Annotated in this window: 12 protein-coding genes; 8 read left to right on the top strand and 4 right to left on the bottom strand. The window is 51.9% G+C overall.

Going from position 1 to position 14,687, the window contains the following annotated elements; translation table 11 throughout:
- The first annotated feature begins 12 nt into the window (after positions 1-12).
- From hisD to DT73_RS17225, 4 genes are read left to right on the top strand one after another with little or no spacing between them, the layout of a single operon-like run.
- Positions 13-1,341: a histidinol dehydrogenase gene (gene hisD, locus DT73_RS17240; protein WP_036112154.1), complete on the top strand. Its 1,329-nt coding sequence runs from the start codon at positions 13-15 to the stop codon at positions 1,339-1,341.
- Positions 1,334-2,629 carry a hypothetical protein gene (locus DT73_RS17235; RefSeq protein ID WP_036112152.1) on the top strand — a complete coding sequence of 432 codons (1,296 nt, stop codon included), beginning with the start codon at positions 1,334-1,336 and terminating at the stop codon, positions 2,627-2,629. Before hisD ends, DT73_RS17235 begins: the two co-directional genes overlap by 8 nt.
- Before the next feature lies 1 nt (position 2,630).
- On the top strand, positions 2,631-3,596 hold the full coding sequence (locus DT73_RS17230) for a zinc-binding dehydrogenase (RefSeq protein ID WP_036112150.1): 966 nt from the start codon (positions 2,631-2,633) through the stop codon (positions 3,594-3,596).
- Positions 3,593-4,357: an SDR family NAD(P)-dependent oxidoreductase gene (locus DT73_RS17225; RefSeq protein WP_036112148.1), complete on the top strand. Its 765-nt coding sequence runs from the start codon at positions 3,593-3,595 to the stop codon at positions 4,355-4,357. Before DT73_RS17230 ends, DT73_RS17225 begins: the two co-directional genes overlap by 4 nt.
- Here DT73_RS17225 and DT73_RS17220 read toward each other — a convergent pair.
- Positions 4,350-5,486 (bottom strand): alpha-hydroxy acid oxidase, encoded by a 1,137-nt coding sequence (locus DT73_RS17220; protein WP_036112146.1) that lies wholly within the window; start codon positions 5,484-5,486, stop codon positions 4,350-4,352. The two genes, DT73_RS17225 and DT73_RS17220, sit on opposite strands and share 8 nt — an antisense overlap.
- A gap of 439 nt (positions 5,487-5,925) precedes the next feature.
- Here DT73_RS17220 and DT73_RS17215 point away from each other — a divergent pair, with 439 nt between their 5' ends.
- The gene (locus DT73_RS17215; protein WP_036112143.1) at positions 5,926-6,801 is read left to right on the top strand and encodes a hypothetical protein; all 876 of its coding nucleotides are present in this window, start codon (positions 5,926-5,928) and stop codon (positions 6,799-6,801) included.
- A gap of 85 nt (positions 6,802-6,886) precedes the next feature.
- On the opposite strand, the gene fabV is transcribed toward DT73_RS17215, so the two are convergent.
- Both fabV and DT73_RS17205 read right to left on the bottom strand, forming a co-directional pair.
- Positions 6,887-8,080, bottom strand: a complete 1,194-nt coding sequence (fabV, locus tag DT73_RS17210) for an enoyl-ACP reductase FabV (protein WP_036112140.1) — start codon at positions 8,078-8,080, stop codon at positions 6,887-6,889.
- Between the two features lie 72 nt (positions 8,081-8,152).
- Positions 8,153-8,419, bottom strand: a complete 267-nt coding sequence (locus DT73_RS17205; protein WP_036112135.1) for a hypothetical protein — start codon at positions 8,417-8,419, stop codon at positions 8,153-8,155.
- Positions 8,420-8,619: 200 nt separating this feature from the next.
- On the opposite strand from DT73_RS17205, the gene DT73_RS17200 reads away from it, so the two are divergent.
- Positions 8,620-9,090 carry a GNAT family N-acetyltransferase gene (locus tag DT73_RS17200; RefSeq protein WP_036112132.1) on the top strand — a complete coding sequence of 157 codons (471 nt, stop codon included), beginning with the start codon at positions 8,620-8,622 and terminating at the stop codon, positions 9,088-9,090.
- Between the two features lie 299 nt (positions 9,091-9,389).
- Here the strand turns inward: DT73_RS17200 and DT73_RS17195 are convergent, their stop codons facing one another.
- Complete coding sequence (locus DT73_RS17195) at positions 9,390-9,905, bottom strand: Ail/Lom family outer membrane beta-barrel protein (RefSeq protein ID WP_036112129.1); 516 nt, start codon at positions 9,903-9,905, stop codon at positions 9,390-9,392.
- A 734-nt stretch (positions 9,906-10,639) separates the two neighbouring features.
- Here DT73_RS17195 and DT73_RS17190 point away from each other — a divergent pair.
- Together DT73_RS17190 and DT73_RS17185 are read left to right on the top strand one after the other, a co-directional pair.
- A complete protein-coding gene (locus tag DT73_RS17190; RefSeq protein WP_036112127.1) occupies positions 10,640-12,928 on the top strand; it encodes a TonB-dependent siderophore receptor in 2,289 nt (762 codons plus the stop codon).
- Positions 12,929-13,530: 602 nt separating this feature from the next.
- On the top strand, positions 13,531-14,646 hold the full coding sequence (locus DT73_RS17185) for a glycosyltransferase (RefSeq protein ID WP_036112125.1): 1,116 nt from the start codon (positions 13,531-13,533) through the stop codon (positions 14,644-14,646).
- Positions 14,647-14,687 lie beyond the last annotated feature (41 nt).

Raw genomic sequence — 14,687 nt, 5'->3', positions numbered from 1 at the left:
AACTGATAACCCATGCCTGTATCATTTCATGATCTCACCGGGGCGGATGCTCTGCCTGAAGCGCTGTTTAAGCGTACCGAATCGGACCTCTCTTTTTTCGTTGATAAAGTGAAGCCGATTATTGAAGCCGTGCGCACCGAAGGCGACCAGGCGCTGATACGCTTTGCCCGTGAATTTGATGGCGTCCAGCCTGAGACATTCTCAATCCAGGTTCAGGAAGAAGAGTTTGATGCAGCCTTTGAGCGTGTAGACCCGGAAGTTATTGAGTCTATTCGCTTCTCAGTGGAAAACGTGCGCGCGTTTCATGAAGCGCAAAAACCGGAAGAGATGTGGTGGAAAGAGATGCGCCCGGGTGCATTTGCCGGTGATCGCCATGTGCCTATTGATGCAGTGGCCTGCTATGTGCCGCGTGGCAAGGGGTCATTTCCCAGTGTGTTGATCATGACCGCCGTGCCTGCTGTAGTGGCGGGGGTTCCACTTCCAGTGGTTATTACACCTCCCGGGCCGGATGGCACCGTGGATGATGCCACGCTGGTTGCCGCGCGCCTGGTGGGTATTAAATCTGTGTATAAATGCGGTGGTGCCCAGGGTGTGGCGGCAGTGGCATATGGCACGCAAAGTGTACCGAAATGCCTGAAAATCGTTGGGCCGGGTAGCCCGTGGGTGGTGGCAGCAAAACGCCAGCTTACGCACCTGCTGGACCCCGGTGTTCCGGCAGGCCCGAGCGAAAGCCTGATTCTGGCAGATGACACAGTAAACGGTGCGCTGGCAGCACTGGATTTGTTGATAGAGTCTGAACACGGGCCAGATTCCTCTGCTTACCTGGTTACCTCCAGCCGCCGCGTGGCAGAAGAAGCTATCGCCGCATTACCCGGCTACTGGGAAAAAATTGGCGACAAACGCGCCAGGTTCTCGCAATCCGTGTTGTGCGGCGAACATGGTGGTGTGGTGCTTACCCGTGATTTCGCAACAGCGATTGATTTTGTTAACCAGTATGCCCCGGAGCACCTGGAGATCCTGGCGGCTGAGCCAATGGCTGTGATGATGAAAATTCGCAATGCCGGTGAAATTTTACTGGGTGAATATTCTCCTATCACGCTGGGTAACTTCGTGCTTGGGCCCAATGCGGTATTGCCAACCAACAGTGCGGCCAAAACAGCCGGGCCACTCTCAGTTTCAGATTATATGAAGCGGGTTTCTGTGGCTTATGTTACCAGCGAGGGTTACCAGGAGCTGGCGCCCCAAGCCAAACGTTTTGCTGAATATGAAGGTTTCCCCGGCCATGCGCTGGCGGTATCTGCATTGCGTGGCCCGTTACTCAAGGGAGGTAACAATGGCTGAGGCCACGCTGCCCCCGCTTGCCGCAGAGGCAAGGCGCCTGACCCTGGCGGGAGAGTGGCAGGCGGCCTGCGAAAAACTGCGCCAGTTAATCAGTGAAGTAACCGGCGTGCAGGCGCTGGATATCGTGATTAACCAGGACCAGTACAGCCTGAACTCCCTGAATGGCCGGGTGGCTCTGGCAGATGGCCGGTCACTGTTTTTTAAATATCACCACGAAGAAGGTGAAGACCAGACTATCACCGAATATTACCGGGCAACGTTATTGCGTAACCACGGTTTTAGCGTGGATGTGCCACTGTATGCCTGCGGTGAACCTGGCCGGCAAATTCTGTTATACAGCCTGCGTGATGACCGCAGGCTGGCTGATGTGTGTTATGAAATTGAAGCCGGGCGGGGCGATAACACGATGGCGGCAGTGGTGGCGGCGCAGCAGGAAGCCGACAACGCTATTCTGGCGCACACCTTACCGACTTTGCACAGTGGCACCACCGCTGATGTAGAAGCCGAGGCTATCCATCAACTGTTCTGGCACCGTCTGGTGTCACCGGGGAAACCCACTGGTCTTGGCGGGCGCGTGGCACAGTTCTATGTTGACCAAACTTTCCAGTTAGGTGAAGTGAGCTTAACCTGGAACCAGCTCTGCCACCTGCACTGGCGCATTAACGGCGTGAACTATGCACACAGCCTGCGCGACTTGTTTTTGGAAGCAGGGCAGGTACTGGCTCCGGCGGCGCTCGCCCACCATGGTGTGGTGGTGGCTCACGGTGATGCCCACAACGCCAACGTCTGGTATGACACAACCGGCCCGTCTCCCCGTCTGGTCAGTTTCGACCCGGCTTTTGCGGGGGCCAGCATCCCGGCTTTGCTTGCCGAAATTAAAGCGACATTTCATAACATTTTTGCTCACCCTTGCTGGCTGTATGAACCGCAGGAAGCAGCTCGCCGTTACCAGGTTGCAGTGCGGGTGGATGGCGATACGCTGGTGGTTGACCACAACTGGTCCCTGACACCACTGCGTGCGGCTTTTCTTACCAGCAAAGGCGACCACTACTGGCAACCACTGCTGGCGGCACTGCGCGCCCGGGGGAGTTTACCGGACAACTGGCAACGCATTGTGCGCCTGGGGTTGTTTTGTTGCCCAACGCTTGTGATGAACCTGCGTGGTGGCGAAAACAGCCAGCATAACCCGGTGAGCAGTGCTCTGGGGTTAGCGGTGGCAGTCATGCTGGGAAGTGGCGGAAATGACGCCTTCAGCCAGTGGCTGAACGGTCTGTTACAGGAGGCATAACATGAAAGCGGTGCGGTTACATGGCATAGGTACATTACGCGTTGAACAACCGGAATTGCCTGCCACACCTGGCGGCTGGGTGCGTATCCGGGTTATCTCTGCCGGTATTTGCGGGTCTGACTTGCACAACTTTCAGCAAGGGCGCTGGTTCGCGGGTGAACCGGTGACACCCGGGCATGAGTTGTTTGGCGTAGTTGAAGAAAACCCGGAACCGGGCTCTGTGTTAGTGCCGGGCCAGCGTGTTGTCGCCGATTCCCGTGTGTGGTGCGGTGAGTGCCCGGCTTGCCAGCGTGAAGCGTATAACCTGTGTGAGCATCTGGGGTTTGTTGGCGAAGTGTTTGATGGTGGCTTTGCACAATATGTTGTGCTGCCGCTCAAAAATGTACTGCCAGTACCCGATGACGTTCCTGACGACATCGCAGTGCTCAGTGAACCTCTGGGTGTGGCACTGCGGGTGGTTAACCAGCTTGGTGTAGCCGAAGGTGCTCATGTGCGTGTCGCCGGTGGCGGTACTATTGGCGGCCTGGCAGCACTACTGTTGCACCGGCTGAAACACTGCAGGGTCTGTTTACAGGAACCGAATGCGCAGCGTTATCAGTTGTTGTCTTCCCTGATCCCGTTTGATGAACAACAACCTTATTCCTACGCCGTTGAAGCCACCGGCAAAGAAGCCGTGCTCAGCACACTGGTGGATAACATCACTTCTGGTGGGCGTATTGCCATGGTGGGAATTTTTCATCAGACCGCTCAACTGGATGTTAATGCCCTGGTAGAGCGGGAAATAACCCTGGTTGGCTGCAGTGTCTTCCAGGATGAACAGCGCCAGGCACTGGCGTTGATGGCATCACTTGCCAGTGAATTGCGGGCGATTATGGCCCCGCCGGTGCCTCTGGACGCTGTGCCAGAGGCCTACCAGCAACTGATTGCCGGCAACAGTGCCTGGCTAAAAGCGGTGATTGTGCCATGAATGTGATGACGGCGTTTTCATTAAGCGGTAAGCGCGCCCTGGTAACCGGGGGAACGCGTGGCATTGGTTTTGCGCTGGCAAAAGCACTGATGCAGGCGGGTGCCAGTGTGGTGATTACTGGCCGTGATGCAGACCGCCTGGATGCTGCGGTGTCTGCACTGCGTGAAGAAGAGGGGGCCGGGATTACCGGCTGTGTGCTTGATGTCACTGATACCAGGCAAATAGCCGGGGTGATTTCAGCCATTGGGCCAGTGGATATTCTGGTTAACAATGCTGGCACAGAGCAGGTGTGTGCATCCCTTGAGGTAGACGAAAAACTGTGGGACACCATTGTCAGTACCAACCTGAAAGGCGCGTTTTTTTGCGCGCAGGCGGCGGCAAAAAGTATGGTGTCAGCAGGGGCGGGCGGGGTGATTATCAACCTGTGTTCCCTGACCAGTTGTGTCGGTGTACCCGGTGCCGCCGCTTACGGTAGCTCAAAGTCTGGCCTGGTTGGCTTAACTCATGCACTCAGTGCTGAATGGGCCAGCAACGGCATACGGGTTAATGGCATTGGCCCCGGCTATTTTGAAACAGACCTCACCGGGGTGTTTTACCAGGACCCGGCGTGGTGTGCGGCAATGCAGGCCAAAATTCCTCTTGGCCGCTTTGGCGAGCTGGAAGACCTGGCGGGAGCCGTGGTGTTTCTGGCCTCACCGGCAGCCCGGTATATCACCGGGCAAGTTCTGTATATTGACGGCGGTTACCTCGCCGCTATTTGAGCCTTAACATGCCCGGGTGCAGTTCATCCAGGCGGGTACAGCCCAGTTGCGCCAGCGTCAGGTCAATTTCCTGAATCAGGGTGGTGAGCGTTTGTTGGACCAGCGCCTCGCCACCTGCCGCCACGGCGTATAACAAAGGGCGACCAATCAGGACGGCGTTGGCACCCAGTGCCAGCGCTTTAACCACATCAGTACCGCGGCGAAACCCACTGTCTGCGAGCAGGGTAAAATCAGGGCCGACCTGGTTGCGCACCTCACTGAGAACATCCATTGGGCTCAGCGTACTGTCGAGCTGGCGGCCACCGTGGTTGGAAAGCACAATGCCGTCGGCCCCGATTTTTTGTGCCTGCCGGGCATCCTGTGCAGTCATTATTCCTTTGATAAGCAATGGTCCCTGCCACCGGGCTCTTAACCATTCCAGTGTTGCCCAGTCGAGGGTTTTATCCATTTGGCTGGCAAAATAGCTGGCTCCACCTGCGCCTTTCTGGAGCTCCGGCGGTAAATAGGGTTGCAGGTTACCAAAGCCGGGTACGCCACCGGGCAGCAGTGTCCGTATCACCCAGCCAGGTTTCATGGCAACCCCAGCCAAAGCCCGCCAGGAAAGCTTCATTGGGCGGCGATAGTGGCGTTTATCCCTCTCCCGGTTGCCAAAGTGTACGGCATCAACAGACACCACTAATGCTTTGCAACCAGCCTGCTGTGCCCGTTTAAGTAAATCCAGTGTGATTTCTCTGTCTTTCAGTACATATAACTGAAACCAGTGGTTGTCAGGGGCTGACGGGTGAACATCTTCCAGCGCAGCCGTGGATACCGTACTTTGCATATAGCCAATGTTTGCATGGCTCGCCGCACTCGCCAGCATATGGTCGGCATGGCGGCGCAACATGCCATTATAACCGGTGGGCGCCACCATCAGGGGGGCAGAAAGATGTGTTCCCTGCAGGTTAACCGACAGGTCGCGCTGGCTGGCATTCTTTAATACCGAAGGGGTGAACATCCAGCGGTCAAAGATAGCCGTATTATGCCGCAGCGTGTATTCGTCGTCGGCTCCGCCATCAATATAGTCGAAAGCAAAGCCGGGCAGGGTTTGCCGGGCCTTCTTGCGTAAGTCATGCGCATTCAAAATCATATTATTGCCCCTGAACCACTGCGAATCTCCATTGCGCCAGTGTTGCTGCGCTGCACCTGAACACTCATGCCTGTTCCTGTATAGACAAGTGAGGCTGGCAGACATAACGCTGGCTTTATCTCACACACTTTATCGCACAGACATGCAAGGTCTGCGCCAGAAAACCAGAACCCGCAGAAGAGGCAAGCGACGGGGCAATGAAGGCGTTCATTCTTCCGGGTGCACCAGCACTGCGCAATGTATGCACTGATGGTGTGATCCAGTGTGCAAAATGGTAAGTGACCGAAATATTCACTCAGCTAAATTAAAGCAGCAAAAAATTCACTTACCACGAGATAAACATCGGCTATTTAGGATTGATATGCGTAAAACGTACCGCTACAGGGCCGATAATAGTAGTAATCCAGTAACCGGCGTGAGTGGAACAGAAGGAGCAGGTATGAGTAACATAAAACCCATTTCAGATATTCTGCAATACGGGCGCTCATTGCTGGAAGAACCGCACAGCCGTACAGACCGCTGGTTGTCGGCTTATGCTGACAACCAAAATGATACGGGTAGCGCTTCTGTGTCGCTGTCTGATTCCGGGCGTTATCAGAGCTTCCTGGCAATGATTCAGGATAACCGGGTAATCAGCGAAAAGGGCTATAACCTGCAAAATATCGCGGTACTGGTTAAAGCATTTGAAAATACCCGCAACCTGCGGCCAGAGTTTCTTAACGACATTCCCGATACAGAAGATGAAGCACGTCTGGCGCTGTCTGGTGGGTGCGTGGTGTATATCAAAGCACTGTTACGTGGCAAACAAGGGCTTAATCCCTTTGCCGGTTTGAGCCGCCTGGCGCTTTCATTAATTGCCTGGAATACTTCAGGCGCGTTGACTTCTGCCGAACGCGTTGCGGCGTATCTGGAAATGAACCAGTGCGACCAGCGCTATGAAACCGCTGTGTTTTATGCCACCGAAGTGCAGGTGAACGACATGCCTGACATGTTGCCTGCGGTGGAACTGGGTACCCAAATCACGTTGATTGCAGGCATGTGCGAGGCCGAAAAACAGGATAAGGGCATGACCCCGGAGCAGATTCATACCCTGCAATCCCATTTCAAAATTTGGCAACAGGATAATGGCAGCGGATATCAGCCACTGCATTACGCCAACCTGGTGAAAAGTGACAGTGCAGATTTACTGGTGGCTCACACCGGCTGGAATGGTGAATTTCACTGGAAAGTTGATTCGTCTCAACGCCTTTTTGATGCCCAAAAAAGTGGTCATCAGGCAGCGCCGGTCACCCGCATGGTGTATTTGGGGAGTTAAAACTGCTGGCGGCAAGCGTGTTGCCGCCGGGGGGCTGTATGGCGAAGGTGGCCTGATGCCACCTTCGCGCACAGTGTTTTGCGGTTTATGCAATCAGCCCGGGGATATCAACTTCCGGGTTAACGTCCAGGTCGTAGTCCACACCTTCAATGCCAAAACCAAACAGGCGCAGAAACTCTTGCTGGTAACCTGCGAAATCCGCTACGTCGTCCAGATTCTGGGTAGTGACGGTATTCCAGTGCTGAGAAACATAACTCTGCACTTCAGTGGCAAGCTCTGGGTAGTCTGCGCGTAAACGGCCTTCACCATCGGTAATTGGCGTACTGCTGTACAGTGAGTCGTGCAGCAAACCAGCTATTTGCTCAATGCAGCCTTCGTGTGAACCCTGTTCTTTCATGACTTTAAACAGCAGGGACAAATACAGTGGCATCACCGGAATTGCTGAGCTGGACTGGGTTACCACGGCTTTAAGTACGGAAACATAAGCTTCACCACCGGTTGCTTTCATTGATTCACGAATAGCCAGGACTTTTTTATCCAGGTCTTTTTTCGCGGCACCAATTGAGCCATTCCAGTAAATCTGGTGAGTAACTTCCGGGCCAAGGTAAGTAAAGGCAGTGGTTTTGGCATTATCTGCCAGCACGCCTGCTTCACTGAGCGCGTCAATCCACATTTGCCAGTCTTCACCACCCATTACCGCGATGGTGTTGTCAATTTCTTCATCTGTGGCAGCAGTCAGGCTGAACTGGGTAACTTCTTTTTTATCAGTATCAATGCCCGGCAGGGTGATATCGGCACCCTGAGGTTTCAATACGGAGGTGTAAACTTCACCGGTTTTCGGGTGGGTGCGGCGTGGTGCTGCGAGGCTGTAGATAACTAAATCAACCTGACCGAGGTCGTTTTTAATGGTTTCAATGGTCTGAGCTTTGATTTCGTCGGAGAACGCATCGCCATTAATGGTGCGGGCATACAAGCCTTGCTCATGGGCATATTTTTCAAATGCCGCGGTGTTATACCAGCCAGCAGTACCGGTTTTTTTGGCGCTGCCCGGGCGTTCAAAAACTACCCCTAATGTGGCGGCATCGCTGCCAAATGCCGTTGAAATACGAGCTGCCAGGCCGTAACCCGTAGAAGCACCAATGACCAGAACTTTTTTCGGCCCATTTGCCACTTTGCCGCGAGCGGTAACGTAATCAATTTGTTGCTTAACGTTGGCATCACAACCGGTTGGGTGGGCAGTAATACAGATAAAACCTCTGATACGTGGTTGGACGATCATGGTTGCTTTCCTCTGATGTAGATGTATAACCCGGTAGTTATCCGGTTAATCAAGGGTGGATCAGGCCACTTCTCACACTGTTTTTGCAACTGGTGGCATGCTAACCACCGGGGCAAAAGACAGCACAACGACTGCGGAAATCGTGGTGTCACGCATTAACGGTGACCCGATTTTTTCCGGGTACGTCAGAGAATACATATTGTGGCTCACTGTAAAAAAGTTAATGACCAGGCTGGCAGCGCCCCGTGGGCTCTTCGCTGCCAGCGTAAAATCACTTGCGCTTTGGACATGGACTGGCTGGTATACCCGTGCCGTTTTGCCTGGTGTGGCCGGTGCCATGTCGGTTCCGTTTCCTGTATCACAGGAGGCCGGGCGGGAAAAGATCCTATATTACCGATCGGTACAATACAATCATTCTGTTTCCGGACTGTAAGCCTGTGCTATTAAGTCTGGCAGCTTGCTCTGTTAATCCGCTGTGTTAAAAAGAGCAGACAGTACGGATTGACCTGCGTGTACCAGTTCAGAACAGGAGAACAATAATGAAGATAAAGCGGGCACAGGTGTCAGATGCCCAGGAATGCTGGAACATTCGTAACCAGGCGATTCGCCATGGGTGCAGGCACAGCTATACACCGGATGTGATTACAGCATGGACACCGGATACGGCTCCGGCAGGGCAGAGCGAAGTCATTGCGGCGTTTCCTTTCTTTGTGGCGAAAAATGGTAGTGGCAGGTTGGTGGCAACCGGCTTTTTAGACCTTGACGCACAGACGGTTGAAGCGGTTTTTACTTTACCTGAGTACACAGGCCTGGGCGCTGCCAGCCTGATTCTGGACGCCGTTAAAGCAGAGGCCCGCCAGCGGGGCATGGCAGTGCTCAGGTTGTCATCAACCCCGAATGCGCAGTCATTCTATGAAAAGCACGGGTTTGAAAGCCAGGGCGTGCGCACCTTCTATTCATCACTTGCACAACAAGATTTGTGCTGTATTGAAATGATTTTGGCATTATAACTGCCGGGATTAATATACGCGAAGTACCCTGTTTATCATTATTGGTGCTTTGCGTTTTTTCTGCAGTGAATAAAGTTTTTTGTTATTTTGTGCGAATGGTATGCTGTGATGGTTTATTGGTGTAATTAAATTTCTCTGAATGGGGGGTAATTCTGGTTAGCGTGAAATATAACCGAGTGTAAATTATTTTCTGGCAGAGAATTGATTTCACACATGTGGGAAAATGGCGAAAGACGTGGCAGTAACTTTCGCCATTAATTGGGTTTTGTTTAGGTTCTGTTTATATTGCAGGGTAAGGATCAGAACTTATAACCGACACCCAGGTTCCAGGTGCCCACCTGTACATGGCCTGCTGAACCATATTCATACCCGGCATCCAGAACGATATTTTGGTACGGGTTGAACTGCAAACCTGCGCCATAAACCAGCATTGATGTGTCGTGGTCCTGGTTTACACCGTTACGGCTGAACTTGTCTTTAGCATAGCCGTAGCCGATATCAGTATATACGCTGGCCCAGTCGGTAATGCGGTAAGTTGGGCCGGCTTTCACAGAGAAATAGTGGTGGTCGCCATCGCCGGAATCACTGTAGTTATTACCGGTATAGGTCATGCCACCCATCACGCCCCAGTCATCATTCAGTTCATAACGGTACTGCAACTGAACACCGTTCGCATCGCTACCGTGGGTATGGTTAAAGTGGCTCTGGGCATAACTGATAGTTGCACTACTGTCGCCTGCAGCGGCATTCGCCACACCAATGGTGGAAGTTAAACCGGCAAGTGACAAAGCAGAATAAAGAATAATTTTTTTCATAGTGGATATCCTTATTTAAGACATGAGCGCATTTGCTTCACGTCTAATATGCTAGCACCAGAGAATGATGGTTTTTTCTCATTTTGTGAGGTTTGCAAAATAATAACCTGGTTGTTTTATATGATTTTATTGTGTTTCGAAAGGTAACTGTGATTCAGACGGCGGGATTATATTTAAAGCTGTATAATAAAGTCGCAGTAGTACTGGTTTTAGCCAGGTTAGTGATGTAATTATTTACATCAGTATTACCAGGGAAATATTCACTACTGAAATGAGCGGGGTTACTTAATTACATACTGGCAATTCATTTTTTCCCTGGTGGCTGCCATCGCTAATCGTTGACGTTGCTCGCTGCAAGCTCTCCGTTACTCCCCAACAGGCCGTATACCGCTGTTCTCCTGTATTAAAAGGGGGCATTACCCTGAGTGGTAAACACCTCTGAACCCTGCCTGAAAGCATGAGTTACCGGCTCACAAACAGTAATTAGCAAAGATTGCGCCAGGTGCTGCCGTTGCCAGGTGAGTGTTTTTAGTCTTTTATCCTGCTAAATGGTTTTTTTAAATGATGAGCAACTGCCAGTGTACGGTAATAAATGTGTCATTAAGATGAATCTTACCTAAGGGGCGTTTTTAGCAGAATGTGCGAAATTTCACTTAGTGATAATGATATTGAAATTAGTAATCATTCGCATTAATTTGCATATCTCTTTTACACACAGGGATATCTTCAACACCATGAACAAGCATATCTATAAAATTTCGCTGCTCAGTTCGCTCATTGCAGGCAGCCTTGCCATTCATGCTGCTCATGCTGAGGAGGTTGATACACAAACCAGCCAGCAGCAACTCAAACCCGTGGTGAAAAGCCCGGATAACAAGCCGGTTACTGATAATAAAAAGAACAGTGACGATACCATGGTGGTAACGGCAAGAGAGCAAACGCTCCAGGCGCCGGGTGTGTCAATTATTGACAGCGAAGCAATTAAAAAGCACCCCATTCAGCGTGATGTATCAGAAATTATCCGCACCATGCCCGGGGTGAACCTGACCGGTAACTCCAGCAGCGGGCAGCGCGGCAATAACCGGCAGATAGATATCCGTGGGATGGGGCCGGAAAATACACTGATTTTGGTGGATGGCATGCCTGTAACCAGCCGTAACTCCGTGCGCTACGGCTGGCGTGGTGAGCGTGATACCCGGGGGGACAGCAACTGGGTTCCGCCAGAAATGATCGACCACATTGAAGTTATTCGCGGCCCGGCGGCGGCAATTTACGGCAATGGTGCAATGGGCGGTGTGGTAAACATTGTCACCAAACGGGCGGCCAATGAATGGCACGGCAGTTTTAACACTTACTACAACGTTCCGGAGCATAAGTCTGAAGGGGCGACAAAGCGTTACAATATGAACCTGAGTGGTGCGCTGGCCGATAACCTGACTATGCGCCTGTATGGTAACTGGAGTAAAACCCAGGCCGATGCTCAGGATATCAATGAAGGCCACCAGGCTGAGCGTACCGGTAAATATGCCGGGCAGTATCCGGCAGGGCGTGAAGGGGTAATTAATAAGAATATCAATGCCGCATTGCGTTGGGAATTTATGCCCATGCAGGCACTGGAGCTTGATGCCGGGTACAGCCGCCAGGGCAACCTGTACGCGGGCGATACTCAAAACACTAACAGTAGTAAAGTGACCAAAGCCTGGTATGGCAAAGAGACCAATATACTTTACCGCCAGACCGTAGCGCTGAAATACACAGGCGCCTGGGACAACGGTGTTACCACCAATAACTACATACAGCTCGAAAAAACACGCAACACCCGGTTAAAAGAAGGCCTGTCTGGCGGTGTGGAAGGGATGTTCACCACCACGGGTACCGGTTTTTCCACCATCACGCTGAATGACACAAACCTGCATTCTGATATTAATATCCCGTTCGACTTGTGGGTAAATCAGACCGTCACGTTCGGTGCGGAAATGAACCACCAGTCGATGAAAGACCCGACATCCAACTCGCTGACAACCAGCTCAACAGTGAGCGGTGTTTCAGACTCAAACCGTAGCCAGTACAGCTCGGCGGACATCTATGGCGTTTATACCGAAGACAATATCGACCTGACAGACTCCACCCGCTTAACCCCTGGTTTGCGCTTCAACTACCAGAGTATTACCGGGAGTAACTTCAGCCCGGCGCTGAACCTGTCTCAGGAACTGGGTAGTGATTTCACGCTGAAAATGGGTATTGCCCGTGCATGGAAAGCACCTAACCTGTACCAAACCAACCCCAACTACCTGCTCTACAGCAGTGGCAACGGGTGTTATGCCAGTTCAGGCAGTTGCTACCTGCAGGGCAACAAAGACCTTAAAGCGGAAACCAGCGTAAACAAAGAGATTGGCATTGAATATCACCACGATGAGGTGCAGGCCGGTTTAACCTGGTATCGCAATGATTACCGCAACAAAATTGAAGCGGGTTATTCGGCGGAGTATTCCAACGGCACCTCGGATGTCTATAAATGGGAGAACGTCCCTAAAGCGGTTGTCCAGGGGCTGGAAGGGACATTTAACTTCCCAATCAGTGATTCTGTGAAGATGAAAAACAACTTCACTTATATTATTGAAAATAAGAACAAAACAACCAGTGATTACCTGACTATTATTCCGAAGTACACCATCAACTCAACGGTTGACTGGCAGGCGACGAATGATTTGTCGGTCCAGGGCACAATGACCTGGTATGGCAAGCAAAAACCGAAAAAATACAACGACAAAGGGGAAGCGACTTCGGGGAGTGAAACCTGGGCTGTTTCGCCTTACGCGTTGTTTGGGATGAGTGCTACCTATAACATCAACAAATATATCGACATCACTGGCGGGATTGATAATTTGCTTGATAAACGCCACTTCCGTGAAGGGAACTCAACCACCTCAGGCAGTGGCACCACTTATGCCTACGGTGCGGGTGCACGGACTTATAATGAGTCTGGCCGTACCTACTATATGGAATTAGGCATGCATTTCTGACAGGGAATTTCCAACGGTAAGTAACCTGCCTTCCCCTGGTGTTGTGCGCTGGCACCGGGAGGCAGGTTGCTGCAAATAACGGGTAAGACGGGTAATAACGTTTTTTGACTGCGGAAAGTCTTAATTTGGCAGGCCTGTCAGAATTATCTTGAGAAATAATAATCACAATGATAATAATTATCATTAACATATAAAATATAATGAGCGGGAAATAATTAACCGGCGGCACGACATTTTGGCACGGCATTTTAGTAGTGCAAATCCGTGCGCGTTGTGGGCTTTCTCCTGGAGACCCCCACAGAACATAACCCGTTTACCTTACTTTCAGGATGGCAGTTTTCGGTATTAAGCAGAGTAAATGCTTATGCCGTTTAGCGAGGAACAGAACGCTTACTGAGCGTTGGCAAAGTTGGGCAATGGACAGCCCTGCAGGCAGCACAACGGCATTATTGATTCACAAATTAATGCCGGGAATAACTGCCTGCACCGGAATGAAAAAGACGTGGCGTTAACACTGGCCCGGAAGCGGTAAACAGACCGCCCGGATGCTGTTTTGCGCCCAATTTTCAGCTTCAGTTCGTCAAGCGGAGAGGGATTTTCTCATGCGTATTCTTTTTGTTGGGCCACCACTGTATGGCTTGTTATACCCCGTATTTTCACTCGCTCAGGCATTTCGCGTTAATGGCCATGAAGTACTGGTTGCCAGTAACGGAAAATTCGCGCAAAAAGCTGCAGAAGCAGGGCTTGTTGCATTCGATGCCGCGCCGGGTTTTGATTCAGAAGCAGATTACCGGCGGCGGGAAGACCTGCGTAAGAAAAATAACGTTGGTACTAAAATGGGCAATTTCTCTTTCTTCAGTGAAGAGATGGCCGACAGCCTGGTGGAATTTACCCGCCACTGGCAGCCTGATTTAATTGTCTACCCGCCTTTAGGCGTTATCGGGCCGATGCTGGCGGCGAAATTTGGTATCCCGGTGGTCATGCAAACTGTCGGGTTTGCCCACAAACCCTGGCATATCAAAGGGGTGACGCGTTCGCTGTCTGATGCCTATGCACGCCATGGTGTAAGCGCACCACCAAGGGATTTAGCCTGGATTGATGTCACTCCACCCAGCATGAGTATTCTGGAAAACGACGGTGAGCCCGTTATTCCCATGCAATATGTTCCCTATAACGGCGGCGCAGTATGGGAAAAATGGTGGGAGCGCACACCGGGGCGCAAAAGATTGCTGGTAAGCCTTGGGACAGTGAAACCCATGGTCGACGGGCTGGATTTGATTTCCTGGGTTATGGATTCTGCCGATGAAGTGGATGCGGAGATAATCCTGCATTTGTCAGCCAATGCCCGGGCTGAATTACGCCACTTACCCCCCAATGTACGCCTTGTCGACTGGATCCCGATGGGGTTGTTCCTCAATGGCGCTGATGGGTTTATTCACCATGGCGGCGCCGGAAATACTTTGACGGCGTTGCATGCCGGTATACCACAAATTGTCTTTGGTCAGGGTGCAGACCGCCCGGTCAACGCCAAAGCAGTGGTTGAGCGTGGCTGCGGCATTATTCCTGATGACCGTGGGCTCTCCAGCGACCTTATCAATAGTTTCCTGGCCGACAGTGCCTTGCAGGAAGCTTCATGGCAGGTTGCCCGTGAAATGGCTGCACAACCAACACCGACAGACGTGGCAAACCGCCTGGTTGCCCAATTACAGCACGCCTGACTGCGGCGTGTAACAGGCAATACGGCACACAGTTTTGCGCC

The organism is Mangrovibacter sp. MFB070 (assembly GCF_000705335.1).
In the GTDB taxonomy this organism is placed as follows: Bacteria; Pseudomonadota; Gammaproteobacteria; order Enterobacterales; family Enterobacteriaceae; genus Mangrovibacter; species Mangrovibacter plantisponsor.
This window is presented reverse-complemented; position numbering and strand designations above follow the sequence as displayed.